We start from the raw sequence: 16,754 nt of genomic DNA, 5'->3' as shown, positions 1-16,754 counted from the left end.
ACGTCCGCCGGGCCGTGGCGGCCCGCCGATCACGCGTGCCGGCCGTCAGCGCACGGCCGCCGGGTCAGAACAGCGTCGGCTCGTCGGCCAGCGCGCCCTCGATCACCAGCATCCGGCGCTTCGTCACGACGCCGCCGCGGGCCGAGAAGCCGCCGTCCTTGCCGCCCGCCGCCATGACGCGGTGGCACGGCACCACGATCGGGAACGGGTTGTTCCCCATGGCCTGCCCGATCGCCTGCGCCGACCCGGGCATGCCCATGCGGTGCGCGATGTCGCCGTAGGTCAGGGTCTTGCCCGGCTGAATCGTCCGCGCGATCTCGTACGCGCGGCGGTTGAACTCCGGCACCCCCGAAAAGTCCAGCGGCACCGAAGCCAGGTCGTCACGCGCGCCGTCCAGCAGCGCCACGATCCCGTCGACCGCCGCCTGCACCGGCGCGGGCGGCGGACCCTCGACGGCGTCCGGGAACCGCTGGGACAGCCGCGCCCGCATGCCGGCCGTGCCGCCGTCGGGCAGCGACGTCCCGATCACCAGATCGTCCCGCCACGCCAGCCCGCACGGCCCGATCGCCGTGCCGAACACCGTGAACCCCGTTGTCATGCGATCAGCCTACGACCGAAGAGGGGTACCGCGGACGCGAATGATCGCTAGGTTCGCTTTGGGTGGTTTGCCGAGTTCGAGGAGGCTTTCGGTGCGACGCACGATGCTGGTGGCGGCAGCGATGATCGGCCTCGCCGCCACTCCCGCGACGGCAACAGCCGACCCGCTCGTCATGCCGCACGTCGTGGTCGCCGACAACACGTGGTGGGCCGAATGGACCGTCCACAAAGCGGGTGGCACGGTCGTCGCGAGTTACCCGCAGATCGGCGTCGTCGTCGCGTACACGGCGAAGGACGACTTCGCCGCGAAGGTCCGAAGGACACCAGGCATCAACGCCGTCGGCGCGACGCGCACCGCGAAGATCCCGAAGGAGTTCTTCGCACCACGCAAGGACGTCCGCTACACCGGGCCGAACTCGCCGAACTCGGGCCAGGTCCCGCCGGAGGGCACCGCGTGGGACGTCCCGGCGCTGCACCTGCCCGAAGCGCACGAGGTCACCGACGGCAGCAGGCGCACCGTCGTCGGTGTGCTCGACGTCGGTGTCGACGACACCCACCCGGACCTGAAACCCGCCTTCGACGCGAGGAACTCGGTGTCCTGCCTCTCCGGCTGGGCCGACCGCAGCCCCGGCGCCTGGCGGCCGACGCTCGACGGCCACGGCACGCACGTCGCGGGCACGATCGCCGCGGCCCGCAACGGATCCGGCGTTGTCGGCGTTGCGCCCGGCACGAGGATCGCCGCCGTGAAGCTCGCCGAGCTCGACGACACGGAGACGGCCGAGAGCATGGTCTGCGGCTTCGTCTGGGCCGCCGAACACGGCTTCGCGATCACCAACAACAGCTACCGCTCGATCCCGTGGCGCTACAACTGCGACGACCAGCCGGACCAGGCCGCGGCCAAGCTCGCGGTCGGCCGCGCGGTCGCCTACGCGCAGCGTCGCAACGTCCTCGTGGTCGCCTCGGCCGGCAACGCCGGGATCAACCTCGACACGCGCTCGGTCGACCGTGAGAGCCCGGCCGACAGCACCCCGGTGGAACGCACGATCGACCCGACGTGCATCCGCCTGCCGCACGAGCTGCCCGGGGTTGTCGGCACCGGCGCCCTCGACGAAAACGCGCTGAAGGCGAGCTTCTCCAACTACTCCGCGTCCCGGATCAGCGTCGCGGCGCCCGGCGCGCGCGTCTGGTCGACCTGGCCGAACGGCGAATACCGCTCGGCGAGCGGGACGTCGATGGCCGCACCGCACGCGAGCGGCGTCGCCGCGCTGATCGCGAGTGAGCACCCGCGCTGGAGCGCCGAACGGATCAAGCGCGCCCTCTACGACACGGCGACGCCGCTCCCGTGCCCGGACGCCACCTGCCGGCCGACGAACCAAGGCACGACCTACTACGGCCACGGAATGGTCGATGCGGCGAGCGCCGTCGGCGCGGGATGATGACGCGGTGCTCGATCACCTCGTCTACGCCGGGCCGGACCTCGCCGAGGCCGTCGCCCGCGTCACCGAACTCACCGGGGTCACGCCCGCGCCCGGCGGCAGCCACGTCGGCGTCGGCACCGCCAACCACCTCGCCGACCTCGGCGCCGGGATGTACCTGGAGGTGATCGGCCCGGACCCGGCGCAGCCCGACCCCGCGCAACCCCGTCCCTTCGGCATCGACGACCTGACCGAGCCCGCGCTGGTCGCGTGGGCGGTCCGCACCACGGACCTCGACACCACGATCACGAACGCCCGCGCCCACGGCTTCGACCCGGGTGACGCGCGGGAGATGTCCCGCGAGACGCAAGACGGCGAACTCCTGCGCTGGCGCCTGACCCCGCCGAGCACCCCGGGCACGCTCCACCCGTTCCTCATCGACTGGGGCACGACGCCGCACCCGACCACCCGCGGCCTGCCGTCCCTGCCGCTGCTGATGGTGACGGGCACCCACCCGGACCCGGACTCGGTCCTCGCGGTGACGGACGCGCTCGGCCTGGAACTCCTGGTCCGCCGCGCGGACAAGGCGGGCCTGACCGCCGCGCTCCGAACGCCCGAAGGCCGTCAGGTCGCGCTCAGCTAGGCCTTGCCCTCGCGCCACAGGTTGGTCATCGGCAGCCGCCGGTCCCGCCCGAAGGCCTTGAACGTGATCTTCGTGCCCGGCGGGTACTGGCGCCGCTTGTACTCGGCCTTGTCGACCATCCGCACCACGCGGTCGATCGTCTCGGGCTCGAACCCCGCGGAAACCAGGTCGGCGTACCCGCGGTCACCCTCGACGTAGTCGTCGAGGATGTCGTCGAGCAGCGCGTAGTCCGGCAGCGAGTCGGTGTCCACCTGACCCGGCCGCAGCTCGGCCGACGGCGGCTTCGAGATCGAGTTCTCCGGAATCGGCGGCGTCTCACCGCGCTTGACGGCCTCGGCGTTGCGCCACCGAGCCAGCTGCCACACGTGCGTCTTGAAGACGTCCTTGATCGGGGCGAACGCACCGACCGCGTCACCGTAGATCGTCGAGTACCCGACGGCCAGCTCGGTCTTGTTGCCCGTGGCCAGCACCAGGTGACCGTCCAAGTTGGACAGTGCCATGAGGAGCATGCCCCGCGTCCGCGCCTGGATGTTCTCCTCGGCCAGACCGGTCAGCGAAAGCTGCTCGACGTACACCCGGACCATGTCCTCGACCGGCTCGACGCGGTAATGCGCCCCGATCCGGCGCGCGAGGTCGGCCGCGTCGTCCTTCGAGTGGCCCGACGAGTACTTCGACGGCATCGAGACGCCGTAGACGTTGTCGCCGCCCAAAGCGTCGGCCGCCAGCGAAGCGCAGACCGCCGAGTCGATGCCGCCGGAGAACCCGAACGTCACCGACGAGAAGCCGTTCTTGTGCACGTAGTCCCGCAGCCCGACGACCAGCGCCGACCACACCTCGGCCTCGTCCGACAGCGGCTCGCTGATGACCGGCTCGGCGGTCGGCTCGTACGCCGGCACCGGCTCTTCGCTCAGCACACGACGCCGGACGTGCAGGCCTTCGAGCTCGCCGTCGCCGGCGTGCCCGCCCGCGGTGAGGTCCATGTCCAGCACGAGCAGGTGCTCGACGAACTGCGGCGCGCGTGCCAGCACCGTGCCGTCCGCGCCTACGACGAGCGAGTCGCCGTCGAAGACGAGGTCGTCCTGGCCGCCGATCTGGTTGGTGTAGACCAGCGGCGCGCCCGCTTCGGCCGCGCGGCGCGCGATGAGCGGCAGCCGCTGCTCGTCCTTCGACCGCTCGTACGGCGACGCGTTCGGCGCCACCACGAGGTCGACGCCGGCGCGGCCCAGCGCCGAGATCGGGCCGCCGTCCTGCCAGATGTCCTCGCAGATGACCATGCCGATGTCGAGCCCGTGGAACCGGACGACGTCGAGCTCGGTGCCCGGCTTGAACCAGCGGTGCTCGTCGAACACGCCGTAGTTCGGGAGGTGGTGCTTGTACTGCCGCGCGACGACCTCGCCGCGGTAGAGCGCCGCTGCCGCGTCGCGCGGGCCGACCTCGTCGAGGTCGAGGTAACCGATGTAGGTCAGCACTTCACCACAGCCGGCCTCGTCGAGGCGGCGCGCCAGCGACTCGACACCCTGCCGGGAAGCGGCGGCGAAGGTCTTGCGCAGCGAAAGGTCCTCGACGGGGTAGCCGGTCAGGGACATCTCGGGGAAGACGACGACGTGGGCACCGGCTTCGGCGGCCCGGCGGGTCCAGGCGACGTGCAGGTCGGCGTTGCCGTCGAGGTCACCGACGGTGGGGTTGACCTGGGCGAGCGCGATGCGCAGTTGCGGCATGCCGCCATTCTGGCCCACGGCCACCCGCTCAGCCGAGCGAATGTGGGCGAAATGCCACGCCGGGTGCGGGCCACGCCGCTCGACCTGAACTCCGGCAGCGTCGCCGCGCGGAAGCTCGGTGCGAGCAACGCGCAGCTCACCGCGGGCGACCCGGAACAGACGTTCGAAAACCGGATGCGGATCGAGCTCAGCGGCACGATCGGCAGCCGGAAGGTGTCCGGCGAGCTTTCGGTCAAGCGCGAGACCGACGGGAACTACTGCGTCTCCGGGGTCATCGCGCCGTCCTGAAACACGAACCGGGGGCCTCCGCGAACGGAGACCCCCGGTGCGAAGCCGAGAACTACTTGCGCTTGATCATGCTCCGGACCTTCTTGATGGTCTGCTCGAAGTCGGAGTCGAACGGGTTGTCGTGCACCAGGTAGGTCCACGTCGTGTTCGCCCGCCGGACGCCGGCCTCGCCGAGGTCGATGCCCTCGTCGGTCAGCTCGGCCTCTTCGAGGGTCTTCGCCGCCCGCGAGTTGGCCTCGTTGATGATCTTGTGGAACTCCGGGATCGCCGCGCGGTGGAACTCGTCGAGCGGGGTCTCCCGCGCCAGCGCACGCAGGTGGATGCTCTCGCGGACGTCCGTCAGGTACGCCAGGTGGTCGGACCAGAGCTGGTCGACGTGGAACAGCAGCACCTCGCGGCACATCTGCTCCAGCTTGTCCTGGTCGTCGAGCTTCTCCTTCAGCTCACCGAACTTCTCCGGGTGGGCCTTCTCGAGCTGCTCCGCCGCGTACCCGGTGCGAAGCACCTTGTCGCGGTGGGTCAGCAGGTCACGCCGCTGCCGCTCGATCAGCCGCGTGTAGCGCCAGGTGTTGCGGTGGATCTCCAGGTCGACACCTTCGGCGACACGCTGGGCGTGGTTGAGCTGCCGCAACGCCGCGTTGTCGACGATCTCGCCGGTCTCTTCGTCGTCGGTGATGCCTTCGGGCACGTCCGGCGCGTTCGACAGCACGAGCTCGTCGTTCAGGCTCGCGAAGAAGATCGCGCTGCCCGGGTCGCCCTGCCGGCCGGAGCGGCCGCGCAGCTGCCCGTCGAGCCGGCTCGACGGGTACCGCGCGGTGCCGATGACGTGCAGCCCGCCCAGCTCGACGACCTCTTCGCGGGTCGCGCCGTCGGTGCCGCCCAGCCGGATGTCGGTACCGCGGCCGGCCATCTGCGTGGACACGGTGACCGCGCCCTTCTTGCCGGCCTCGGCGATGATCGCGGCCTCCTGGGCGTCGTTGCGCGCGTTGAGCACAACACACTCGAGGTCGACCTTCGCCAGCTTCTCGGCCAGCTCTTCGGACTCGGCGACGTCCTGGGTGCCGACGAGGATCGGCCGCCCGGTCTCGTGCACCGTGCGGATCTCCTCCTCGATCGCCCGCAGCTTCTGCGACGGCGACGCGAAGACCCGGTCTTCGAGGTCCTCGCGGACGTTCGGCGTGTTCGGCGGGATGACCGCGACCTCGAGCTCGTAGAACTCGCGCAGCTGCTCGGCGACGGCCACCGCGGTGCCGGTCATGCCGGCGACCTCGGGGTAGCGCGCCAGCAGCGCCTGGACGGTGATCGAGTCCAGGATCTCGCCGCGGTCGGTCGCGGTGACCTGCTCCTTCGCCTCGACGGCGGCCTGGAGGCCGTCCGGCCAGCGCTGCAGCTCGGCGACCCGGCCACGGGCGGCGTTGATGAGCTGGACCTTGCCGTCGCGGACCAGGTAGTCGACGTCGCGGGTGAGCAGCGCGTGCGCGTGCAGCGCGACGTTCACCGCGGGGAGCCGGTCCGAAGCCGTCTCGCCGTAGAGGTCGTCGACCTCCAGGCCGAGCGACTTCGCGACGACGGACGCGCCGGCGTCGGTCAGCCAGGCGTTGCGGCCCTCGCTGTCGGTTTCGTAGTGCAGGTTGAGGCGCAGCCGCCGGACGACCTTCGCGACCTCTTCGTCGGCGTCGGTGTGGTCGATCGAGCCGGCCATCACCAGCGGGACGCGGGCCTCGTCGACCAGCACGGAGTCCGCCTCGTCGACGATCGCGACCTCGGGGGCCGGCTGGACCAGGTCGTCGACGTTCGTGACCAGGCGGTCGCGCAGCACGTCGAAGCCGATTTCGGCGACGGCGCCGTAGGTGACGTCCTTCGCGTAGGCGACCTTGCGCTCTTCGCGCGAGTGCGCCGGCTCGACCCAGCCGACCGACACGCCGAGCAGGGCGTAGACCGGGCCCATCCATTCCGCGTCGCGCCGGGCCAGGTAGTCGTTGACCGTGACGACGTGGGTGCGCTTGCCGCGCAGCGCGTAACCCGCCGCCGCCAGCGCGCCCGCGAGCGTCTTACCCTCACCGGTCTCCATCTGCACGACGTGCTTGGTCAGCAGGCCCATCGTGCCCAGCACCTGCACGTCGAACGCGCGCTCGCCGAGGGCCCGCCGCGCCGCCTCGCGGCCCAGCGCGCACACCTCGATCAGCTGGTTGTCGCCGAACGCGGTGTCCTTCAGCGTCTCGCGGAGCTTGCCCGCCCGCTCGGTCAGCTCCTCGTCGGAGAGCTTCTCGAGCTCGGGTTCGAGCTTCTCGACCGCGGGCAGCAGTGCTTCGTAGCGGGTCAGCTCGACGCTGCCCGGCCGCTGGATGATCCGGCGGAGCTTCTTGCCCACCCGGCTGATCAGTGCTGCCACCCCTGGTCTCCCGTTCTCTCTCGCTCGACCGGCCTTCCACCACCCAACGCGATGGTGGTGCGTTCGAGTTCCGCGGCCGGATGGGACGATCCAACCGTGTTCCCTCATCCCAGCGCCAGGTCCCGTAGTCGCAGGATCACCGCAATTGCGACATCCGTGCTGCTGGCGGCCTCGCTGACCGCCTGTACGTCCTCCGGCGGCTCCGCGCCGCCCGCGCCGACGACCGAATCGCACCAGCCGTCCGGGCCGGTGCCCGCCGGGCTGGAACGGTTCTACGGCCAGAGCCTGACCTGGGCCGACTGCGCACCTTACGCGACGTCGGAGGACGCGAGGTCGGCGTTCCAGGCGAAGGACGTCCAGTGCGCCCGGCTGACCGTGCCGCTGGACTACGCCAAACCGGCCGGCGACACCGTCACGCTGGGGCTGCTCCGGCACAAGGCCACCGACGCGGGCGCCCGGATCGGGTCACTGGTCGTCAACCCCGGCGGGCCGGGCGCGTCGGGCATGGTCGCGGCCGCCGGGCTGATCAAGCCGGCCGCGAGCACCGGGCTCGACAAGCGGTTCGACCTGGTCGGGTTCGACCCGCGGGGGATCGGCGCGAGCCAGCCGGCCATCCACTGCCTGTCCGACCAGGAGCGGGACGCCGACCGCGCCGACGACAGCGAGACCGACGGCTCGCCCGAAGGTGTGCTCAAGCAGGAAGCCCAGGAAAAGGACTTCGCCGCGAAGTGCGCCCAGCGCACCGACGACGGCACCGGGATGCTCGCCAACGTCGGCACCCGCGAGGTCGCCAAGGACCTCGACGTCCTGCGGTCGGTCCTCGGTGACGAGAAGCTGACCTACCTCGGCTACTCCTACGGCACCCGGATCGGGTCGACGTACGCCGAGGCCTTCCCGAAGAACGTCCGCGCGATGATCCTCGACGGCGCGGTCGACCCGGAGCAGGACGCCGTCGAGTCGCTGGTCGCCCAGGGCCAGGGCTTCGGGACGGCGTTCACGCAGTTCGCGAAGTGGTGTGCCGGTCAGCAGGACTGCGCGCTCGGCGGAGACGCGAACACCGCGGTCAAGGCGTTCCAGGACCTCGTCCGGCCGTTGATCGACTTCCCGGTCCCGGTCGGCGACGGCCGCAAGCTCTCCTACGAGGACGCGACCACCGGCGTCATCCAGGCGCTCTACCAGCAGAGTCTCTGGGAGCCGCTGAACTCGGGCCTCAACGAGCTGAAGCAGCAGCGCGGCGCGACGCTGGAGAAGCTCGCCGACATCTACAACGAGCGCGACTCCGACGGCAGGTACGGCACCACGCAGGACGCCTTCACCGCGATCCGCTGCGTCGACGACCCGCGCGTCACCGATCCGGCCGTCATCCTCAAGGCGCAGGAGGAGTACGTGAAGGTCGCGCCGTTCCTCGACGACGGCCGCCCGGCCAGCGCGGCTCGCGACGCGTGCGCGTTCTGGCCGGTCCCGAACACTTCGGAGCCGCACGTGCCGAACGTCGAAGGCCTGGCGAAGACGCTGGTCATCTCGACGACCAACGACCCGGCGACGCCGTACCAGGCCGGGGTCAACCTCGCGAAGGGCCTGAAGGGCGCGCTGCTCACCTTCGAAGGCACGCAGCACACGGTGTTCCTGCAGGGAGTGAAGTGCGTGGACCAGGCGGGCGCGGACTACCTCGTCGACGGCACGGTGCCGCCGGAGGGGACGCGGTGCTCCGGGCAGTAGGCCTCGCCGCCCTGGCCGTGCTGCTGGCGGCGTGCACGAGTGCCCCGGCGCCCGTGCCGTCGCCGGCTCCACCGCCGCCTGACCTGCGGAAGTTCACCACGCAGACGCTTGCGTGGAGCCCGTGCGGCGAGGCCTTGGACTGCGCGCACTTGACCGTGCCGCTGGACTACGCGGCGCCGGACGGGAAGACCGTCACCGTCGGGCTGCTGCGGCACAAGGCGGCGAAGCAGCGGATCGGCTCGCTGGTGGTCAACCCCGGCGGGCCGGGTGGCCGGGGCACGGCCACGGCCGCGTCGCTGGCGAAGACGCCCGCCGCCGCGCCCCTGCTCGACCGGTTCGACGTGGTCGGCTTCGACCCGCGAGGTGTCGGCACCAGTGAACCGCGGATCACCTGCCGCACCGCCGCCGAGCAGGACGCGGACCGCGCGTCCGACGTCGAAAGCGACATGTCGCCCGCGGGAGTTCAAAAGCAGCTCGCCGAGACGACCGCGTACGGCGCGAAGTGCGCCGAAGCGACGAAGTACGGCAAAGAGTTCCTCGCGAACGTCGGAACGCGAGACGTCGTACGCGACCTCGACGTCCTTCGCGCCGCGCTCGGCGACGAGAAGCTGACCTACCTCGGTTATTCGTACGGGACGCAGATCGGTGCGGCCTACGCCGAGGCGTACCCGCGCAACGTCCGCGCGATGGTGCTCGACGGCGCGATCGACCCGGCGCAGGGCTTGGTGGAATCGCTGGTCAAGCAGGCCGCGGGCTTCCAGGACGCGCTGAACGAGTTCACCGAGTGGTGCGCGTGCCCGCTCGCCGGGAGCACCGAAGCGTTCCAGCGGCTGGTGCGTCCGCTGATCACGAAGCCCCTCCCGGCCGGGAACCGGAAGCTGTCGTTCGAAGACGCGATCACGGGCACGTTCGCGGGGCTCTACGCACGCGGCGACTGGCCCGCCTTGAAAGCCGCGCTCGCGCAGGTGGGCCAGGGCAACGGCCGGACCCTGCTGGCCTTCGCCGACGACTACTACCAACGCGACCGCGACGGCCGGTACAGCGGCGCGATCGACGCGTACTTCGCCGTCCGCTGCGTCGACCACAACCGGCTGACCGACCGCGCCGAGATCACCCGCGCGCACGAGTCGATGCTGGCCGGCGCGCCGTTCCTGGCCGGCGGCACACCCGACACGAGCGAGCTGGACATCTGCTCGACCTGGCCGGTCCCGCCGACGTCGGCCGAGCACGTCCCGCGCGTCGAAGCGTTGCCGAAAACGCTGGTCATCTCGACGACGCACGACCCGGCGACACCTCATCAGCAGGGCGTCGACCTCGCGAAGCAGCTGAAGAGCGCGTTGCTGACCTACGAGGGTGTCCAGCACACGGTCTTCCTCGACGGCAACGCGTGCGTCGATCGCGCGGGCATCACTTACCTGATCGACGGCACCGCCGCCGACACCCGCTGCTAGCCGAGGTCGACCGGCTCGCCCTGGTTGGTCAGCGACAGTTCGAACATCACCGGGCTGAGGTGGTCGCCGGCCGGCGGCACCTGCACCCAGAGCCGGGCGAACCGCCGCGGCCCGTCCGCCGAGACCCACACCTTGACGATGATGTCGTCGTGGATCTGGGGCAGCACGCCGTGCGCGACGGCCGCCGGCACCCGCCCCCCGACCCGCAGGGCCGCGGCGCCGTCGACGTTCTCCTTGCCCTCGGTCTTCGCGTCCGTCACGCCGTCGAGCAGCCGTTTCAGCCCGGCGGACGGGCCGAGGAACCGGCCGACGTCGTACATCGAGGGGATCCGGCCGCGGGCGACGTCGGGGTCCGTGGTGAGTTCGCCGTCCTTGACGGTGAAGCGGAACTTCGTGTGGTCGTCGCCGAACTGGACGTCGGCCGTGCCGGTCGCGGCCCCGCCGTCGCCGAGGGTCGCGTCACCCTCGATGAGCCGGAGCGGGAAGCCCGGCAGCACACCGTTGACGCCGGCCGCGAAGTGCACGCTGCGCACCGAGGCGAACGACGTCGCCGCGTCGCGGACCAGGTCGGCACCCGCGGGGAACGGCCCGCGCGTGTCCGGCGAACCGGTGCACCCGGCCGTCAGGAGGACCACGAGCAGCAGGGTGAGGCGGGACATCCCCAAAGCCTAGCCGTGGCCGGATCCTTGCGGATGATGTCCTTCAGGCCACTTTCGGCGGGTCGCGCGCGCGGTGAAACTGCTGGGGTGACTGTTGAGACCCGCCCTGCCCCGAAGCTGCACCGCGCCTGGCTGATCGCCGGTGCCGCCTTCGTCGCGTTGCTCGCCTCCGCCGGCTTCCGCTCGGCCCCCGGCGTCCTCATCGACCCGCTCCACCAGGAGTTCGGCTGGTCGACGGCCACAATCAGCTCCGCCGTCTCGGTCAACCTCGTGCTCTACGGCCTCTTCGCGCCCTTCGCGGCGGCGTTGATGGAGCGGTTCGGCATCCGCCGGGTCTCGGCGACCGCGTTGTTCGTCATCGCCCTCGGCGCGGCCGGCACGGTGTTCATGACCGCGAGCTGGCAGCTGGTGCTCTGCTGGGGAGTGCTGATCGGCGCGGGCACCGGCTCGATGGCGATGAGCTTCGCCGCGACCGTGGCGGCCCGGTGGTTCGTCCGCAGCCGCGGGGTGGTCACCGGTGTGCTGACCGCGGCCGGCGCCACCGGCCAGCTGATCTTCCTGCCGCTCATCGCGAACCTGGCCGAGGGTTCCGGCTGGCGGACGGCGTCGCTGGTGATCGCGATCGCCGCGCTCGCCGTCGTCCCGGTGGTTCTGCTGGTGATCCGCGACCACCCCGCCGACGTCGGCACCACGGCTTACGGCGCACCCGCCGACGCGGAGGTCACGCGCCCGGCGTCGAAGACCGGCTCGGCCCGGCGCGCCCTCAGCGTCCTGGGGACGGCGGCCCGCACGCGGACGTTCTGGCTGCTCGCGGTCGGCTTCGCGATCTGCGGCGCAACGACGAACGGCCTGGTCGGCACCCACTTCGTCCCGGCCGCGCACGACCACGGCATGCCGCAGACGACGGCCGCGGGCCTGCTCGCCCTGGTCGGCGTCTTCGACGTGGTCGGCACGATCTTCTCCGGCTGGCTCACCGACCGCGTCGACCCGCGGATCCTGCTCGGCGTCTACTACGCCCTGCGCGGCCTTTCGCTGGCGCTGCTGCCGCAGCTGTTCACGAACTCCGTGCAGCCGAGCATGTGGGCGTTCATCCTGTTCTACGGCCTCGACTGGGTGGCCACGGTCCCGCCGACGGTCGCGCTCTGCGTCCGCGCGTTCGGCGACGCCGGCCCGATCGTGTTCGGCTGGGTCTTCGCCTGCCACCAGCTGGGTGCCGCGTTCGCCGCGTCGGCCGCGGGGCTGGTCCGTGACCAGCTCGGAAACTACAACCTGGCCTGGTATTCGGCCGCGGTTCTGGCGGTTCTGGCGTCCGTGGCCTCGCTGGCCATCAAGCGGGCGAAGAAGCCCGTTCCGGTGCTCGCGAGCTGACTTCGTCACCCTCGGCGCGTCGTGAAACATCCCGTTAACACGCTGTCGTTAGGGTGCGGCCATGGATCGCCAGCAGGAATTCGTGCTTCGCACGCTCGAGGAGCGCGACATCCGTTTCGTCCGTCTCTGGTTCACCGATGTGCTGGGGTTCCTCAAGTCCGTCGCGGTCGCCCCGGCCGAGCTCGAAGGCGCTTTCACCGAGGGAATCGGCTTCGACGGCTCGGCCATCGAAGGGTTCGCGCGCGTCTACGAATCCGACATGGTCGCCAAACCGGACCCCGCCACCTTCCAGGTCCTGCCTTGGGAAACCCCCGACGGCAGCCCGTACTCGGCCCGCATGTTCTGCGACATCGCGATGCCGGACGGCTCGCCGTCGTGGGCCGACCCGCGGCACGTCCTGCGCCGCCAGCTCTCGAAGGCGGCCGAAGCGGGTTTCACCTGCTACGTGCACCCGGAGATCGAGTTCTTCCTCCTCGCGAACCTGCCGGAGGACGGCAGCGAGCCGGAGCCCGCGGACAACGGCGGCTACTTCGACCAGGCCAGCCACGCCACGGCGACGCACTTCCGGCGCCACGCCATCGAGACCCTCGAGGCAATGGGCATCTCGGTCGAGTTCAGCCACCACGAAGGTGCGCCGGGCCAGCAGGAGATCGACCTCCGCTACGCCGACGCGCTGACCATGGCCGACAACGTGATGACGTTCCGCTACGTCGTCAAGGAGGTCGCGCTGACCCAGGGGGTGCGCGCGACGTTCATGCCGAAGCCGTTCACCGATCAGCCCGGCTCCGGGATGCACACCCACATCAGCCTGTTCGAGGGTGATCGCAACGCCTTCTACGACGCCGAGGACCCGCACGAGCTGTCGGAGACCGGCAAGGCGTTCGTCGCCGGCCTGCTGCACCACGCCAAGGAGATCTCCGCGGTCACGAACCAGTGGGTGAACTCCTACAAGCGCCTGATCAGCGGCAGCGAGGCGCCGACGACGGTTTCGTGGGGCCGGGCGAACCGCTCGGCGCTGGTCCGGGTGCCGATGTATTCACCCGGAAAGGCGTCATCCCGACGGGTGGAGATCCGTACGCTGGACTCGGCGTGCAACCCGTATCTCGCGTACTCGGTCATCCTCGCCGCCGGGCTCAAGGGGATCGAGAAGGGGTACGAGCTGCCGCCGCCCGCCGAGGACAACATCTGGCAGCTGAGTGACTCGGAGCGCCGCGCCGCCGGTTACTCGCAGTTGCCCCAGAACCTGGGAGAGGCCCTGGCCGAGATGGAGAAGTCCGAGCTCCTGCCGGAAGCCCTCGGTGAGCACGTCTACGACTTCTTCCTGCGGAACAAACGCGTGGAGTGGGACAACTACCGCAGCGCGGTCACCCCGTACGAACTCCGCACCCTGCTGCCGGTGCTCTGATGGGGCGGCGGCCGGTGTTCCTCGCGATCCTGGCCGCCGCACTCGTGCTCGTCCCCGCGGCGCCCGCCACGGCGTCTCCTTCGTCGAAGTTCGACCTCGACGCCGCCGACATCCCGGCGCTGCAGGCGCGGATGGCGTCCGGCCGGCTCACCGCGGTGGGCCTGACCGGCACCTATCTCGAGCGGATCCACCGGATCGACGGCAAGGTGAACGCCGTCCTGGCGCTGAACCCTTCGGCGTTGGCCCAGGCTCGGGAGAGTGACGCCCGGCGGCGCGCGCACCACCTGCGTGGCCCGCTCGACGGCATCCCGGTGCTGGTCAAGGACAACGTCGACACGCGTGACCAGTGGACGACGGCGGGGTCGCGGGCCCTGCGCAGCTATCCCGCGAAGGACGCGACGCTCATAACGCGGCTTCGCAACGCCGGGGCCGTCATCCTCGGCAAGGCCAACCTGTCCGAGTGGGCGAACTTCCGCGCCGCGAAGCCGACTTCCGGCTGGTCGGGCGTGGGCGGCCAGACGAACAACCCGTACGTGCTGGACCGCAACCCGTGCGGGTCGTCCGCCGGGTCCGCGGCCGGCGTCGCCGCGTCACTGGCCCAGGTCGCCATCGGCTCCGAAACCGACGGCTCGATCGTCTGCCCCGCGGGGATGACCGCCACGGTCGGGCACAAACCCAGCCTCGGCCTGGTCAGCCGCACCGGCGTGGTGCCGATCTCGGCCGAGCAGGACACCGCGGGCCCGATCGCCCGCAACGTCGTCGACGTCGCCTTGACCTTGTCGGCGCTGCAGGGGCGCGACCCTTCGGATCCGGCCACGTCGCAGTACCCGAAGTCCCAGCCGACGGACTACGCGAAGCTGCTTCGGCCGGGCGTGCTGCGCGGGGCGCGGATCGGGCTGTGGCGGCTGCCGGTGCTCGGCCCGGCCACGGACGCGATCATGACGTCCGCGCGGAACTCCCTGGTCAAGGCCGGTGCGACGGTCGTCGAGGTGACTCCGCCGTACCAGGCCCGGCTCGGTGAGCTGGAGTTCCCGGCCCTGCTCACGGAGTTCCACCGCGACATCGACGCCTACCTGGCGACGCGCCCTCGAGGCCCGCGGAACCTGTCCGAGCTGATCGCCTACAACCGCGCGGACCCGCTGGAGCAGACGTGCTTCGCCGGCCAGGAGCTGTTCGAGCAGGCGCTGGCCGCGCCGCCGCCGACCGACCCGGGCTACCTCGCCGGCCGCGCCGAGCTGTCGGACCTCGCTCGCCGGTCCCTCGACGAGACCCTGGCGAAGGACCACCTCGACGCGATCGTTTCGCCGACCAACCCGCCCGCGTGGAAGACCGACTGCGCGGTGGGGGACAACGACGTGATCCCGTCGTCGACCCCGGCCGCGGTCGCGGGCTACCCGGACGTGACCGTGCCGGCGGGGTTTGCCGGACCCCTCCCGGTGGGCATCTCGTTCATGGGCGCCCGGTGGTCGGACGCCCGGATGCTCGCGCTCGCGGCGGACTTCTCCCGAGTGGCTCCGGCCCGGGTCCCGCCGCGGTACTTGCCGACCCTGCCGTCGTAAGGGCGTTGAATACGCTCTGACCTGCGGCAATGGCGTTAAGTGACCCCCCTGTTCGGGACCGGTTTCGGGGCATGTAATCTTCTCTTCGTCGCCAGGAACACCGGGTCACACCGGGGCCGCAAGCCCCGGAGGCCAGGACGGGACGAGCGGGTTGACACCGCGGATCGGACCGGGTAATGTTCAGCGTCGGCCCACGAGCGGCCGCCGAATCCCTACGACTAACACCGTAGGCTTAGGCATGCTCGACCAAAAGCTTGTGAATATCGCTTGGAACAACTGCCGAGGATATAGCCGCTGATAAGGCGGTGAGTCCAGAGTGTGTTGCTTGAGAACTCAACAGTGTGCTAGTGAACTAAGCCAGTAGAGCTTATTTTATGAACCTCGTATGAGGTTCCTTTGAGAGCAGTAACTTGCCTCGATTAAACTATTCATTGTTGGAGAGTTTGATCCTGGCTCAGGACGAACGCTGGCGGCGTGCTTAACACATGCAAGTCGAACGCTGAACCACTTTCGGGTGGGGATGAGTGGCGAACGGGTGAGTAACACGTGGGTAATCTGCCCTGCACTCTGGGATAAGCCTTGGAAACGAGGTCTAATACCGGATATCACAACGCTTCGCATGAAGTGTTGTTGAAAGTTCTGGCGGTGCAGGATGAACCCGCGGCCTATCAGCTTGTTGGTGGGGTAATGGCCTACCAAGGCGACGACGGGTAGCCGGCCTGAGAGGGTGACCGGCCACACTGGGACTGAGACACGGCCCAGACTCCTACGGGAGGCAGCAGTGGGGAATATTGCACAATGGGCGAAAGCCTGATGCAGCGACGCCGCGTGAGGGATGACGGCCTTCGGGTTGTAAACCTCTTTCGCCAGGGACGAAGCGCAAGTGACGGTACCTGGATAAGAAGCACCGGCTAACTACGTGCCAGCAGCCGCGGTAATACGTAGGGTGCGAGCGTTGTCCGGATTTATTGGGCGTAAAGAGCTCGTAGGCGGTTTGTCGCGTCGGCCGTGAAATCTCCACGCTTAACGTGGAGCGTGCGGTCGATACGGGCAGACTTGAGTTCGGTAGGGGAGACTGGAATTCCTGGTGTAGCGGTGAAATGCGCAGATATCAGGAGGAACACCGGTGGCGAAGGCGGGTCTCTGGGCCGATACTGACGCTGAGGAGCGAAAGCGTGGGGAGCGAACAGGATTAGATACCCTGGTAGTCCACGCTGTAAACGTTGGGCGCTAGGTGTGGGCGACATCCACGTTGTCCGTGCCGTAGCTAACGCATTAAGCGCCCCGCCTGGGGAGTACGGCCGCAAGGCTAAAACTCAAAGGAATTGACGGGGGCCCGCACAAGCGGCGGAGCATGTGGATTAATTCGATGCAACGCGAAGAACCTTACCTGGGCTTGACATGCGCCAGACATCCCCAGAGATGGGGCTTCCCTTGTGGTTGGTGTACAGGTGGTGCATGGCTGTCGTCAGCTCGTGTCGTGAGATGTTGGGTTAAGTCCCGCAACGAGCGCAACCCTTATCCTACGTTGCCAGCGCGT

General features: G+C 69.8%; 12 protein-coding genes and 1 rRNA gene. 9 read left to right on the top strand and 4 right to left on the bottom strand.

Translation table 11 applies throughout. From position 1 onward, the window contains the following. Window positions 1-64 precede the first annotated feature (64 nt). Window positions 65-598, bottom strand: a complete 534-nt coding sequence (locus tag ACIA5G_RS35710; protein ID WP_395931399.1) for a methylated-DNA--[protein]-cysteine S-methyltransferase — start codon at window positions 596-598, stop codon at window positions 65-67. A gap of 91 nt (window positions 599-689) precedes the next feature. Between ACIA5G_RS35710 and ACIA5G_RS35705 the strand changes: the two genes are divergently transcribed. Both ACIA5G_RS35705 and ACIA5G_RS35700 read left to right on the top strand, forming a co-directional pair. Then, on the top strand, window positions 690-2,033 hold the full coding sequence (locus ACIA5G_RS35705; protein WP_395931397.1) for a S8 family peptidase: 1,344 nt from the start codon (window positions 690-692) through the stop codon (window positions 2,031-2,033). A gap of 7 nt (window positions 2,034-2,040) precedes the next feature. Further along, a complete protein-coding gene (locus ACIA5G_RS35700) occupies window positions 2,041-2,655 on the top strand; it encodes a VOC family protein (RefSeq protein WP_395931395.1) in 615 nt (204 codons plus the stop codon). Here the strand turns inward: ACIA5G_RS35700 and ACIA5G_RS35695 are convergent. After that, a complete protein-coding gene (locus tag ACIA5G_RS35695; protein ID WP_395931393.1) occupies window positions 2,652-4,373 on the bottom strand; it encodes an NAD+ synthase in 1,722 nt (573 codons plus the stop codon). The genes ACIA5G_RS35700 and ACIA5G_RS35695 overlap by 4 nt on opposite strands. A gap of 51 nt (window positions 4,374-4,424) precedes the next feature. On the opposite strand from ACIA5G_RS35695, the gene ACIA5G_RS35690 reads away from it, so the two are divergent. Continuing rightward, complete coding sequence (locus tag ACIA5G_RS35690) at window positions 4,425-4,661, top strand: hypothetical protein (protein ID WP_395931391.1); 237 nt, start codon at window positions 4,425-4,427, stop codon at window positions 4,659-4,661. 52 nt (window positions 4,662-4,713) lie between these two features. Here ACIA5G_RS35690 and secA2 read toward each other — a convergent pair whose 3' ends face one another. Next, entirely contained in the window at window positions 4,714-7,053 is a 2,340-nt protein-coding gene (secA2, locus tag ACIA5G_RS35685; RefSeq protein WP_395931389.1) for an accessory Sec system translocase SecA2, read from the bottom strand. A gap of 156 nt (window positions 7,054-7,209) precedes the next feature. Between secA2 and ACIA5G_RS35680 the strand changes: the two genes are divergently transcribed. Both ACIA5G_RS35680 and ACIA5G_RS35675 read left to right on the top strand, forming a co-directional pair. Continuing rightward, complete coding sequence (locus ACIA5G_RS35680; protein WP_395931387.1) at window positions 7,210-8,772, top strand: alpha/beta hydrolase; 1,563 nt, start codon at window positions 7,210-7,212, stop codon at window positions 8,770-8,772. Then, window positions 8,757-10,223 carry an alpha/beta hydrolase gene (locus ACIA5G_RS35675; RefSeq protein ID WP_395931385.1) on the top strand — a complete coding sequence of 489 codons (1,467 nt, stop codon included), beginning with the start codon at window positions 8,757-8,759 and terminating at the stop codon, window positions 10,221-10,223. Before ACIA5G_RS35680 ends, ACIA5G_RS35675 begins: the two co-directional genes overlap by 16 nt. Here ACIA5G_RS35675 and ACIA5G_RS35670 read toward each other — a convergent pair. Further along, entirely contained in the window at window positions 10,220-10,882 is a 663-nt protein-coding gene (locus tag ACIA5G_RS35670) for an LppX_LprAFG lipoprotein (protein WP_395931383.1), read from the bottom strand. The two genes, ACIA5G_RS35675 and ACIA5G_RS35670, sit on opposite strands and share 4 nt — an antisense overlap. An 87-nt stretch (window positions 10,883-10,969) precedes the next feature. On the opposite strand from ACIA5G_RS35670, the gene ACIA5G_RS35665 reads away from it, so the two are divergent. From ACIA5G_RS35665 to ACIA5G_RS35650, 4 genes are all read left to right on the top strand, one after another. After that, window positions 10,970-12,250 (top strand): MFS transporter, encoded by a 1,281-nt coding sequence (locus tag ACIA5G_RS35665; RefSeq protein WP_395931381.1) that lies wholly within the window; start codon window positions 10,970-10,972, stop codon window positions 12,248-12,250. Between the two features lie 61 nt (window positions 12,251-12,311). Then, window positions 12,312-13,655: a type I glutamate--ammonia ligase gene (gene glnA, locus ACIA5G_RS35660; RefSeq protein ID WP_395931379.1), complete on the top strand. Its 1,344-nt coding sequence runs from the start codon at window positions 12,312-12,314 to the stop codon at window positions 13,653-13,655. Beyond that, window positions 13,655-15,214 carry an amidase gene (locus ACIA5G_RS35655; protein WP_395931377.1) on the top strand — a complete coding sequence of 520 codons (1,560 nt, stop codon included), beginning with the start codon at window positions 13,655-13,657 and terminating at the stop codon, window positions 15,212-15,214. Before glnA ends, ACIA5G_RS35655 begins: the two co-directional genes overlap by 1 nt. A gap of 431 nt (window positions 15,215-15,645) precedes the next feature. Beyond that, window positions 15,646-16,754: ribosomal RNA gene (locus ACIA5G_RS35650) — 16S ribosomal RNA — on the top strand; the annotation flags it as partial.

This window comes from Amycolatopsis sp. NPDC051758 (assembly GCF_044453095.1).
Classification (GTDB): Bacteria; Actinomycetota; Actinomycetes; order Mycobacteriales; family Pseudonocardiaceae; genus Amycolatopsis.
Note: the sequence above shows the minus strand (reverse complement) of the source record. Positions and strands in the feature narration are given on the sequence as shown.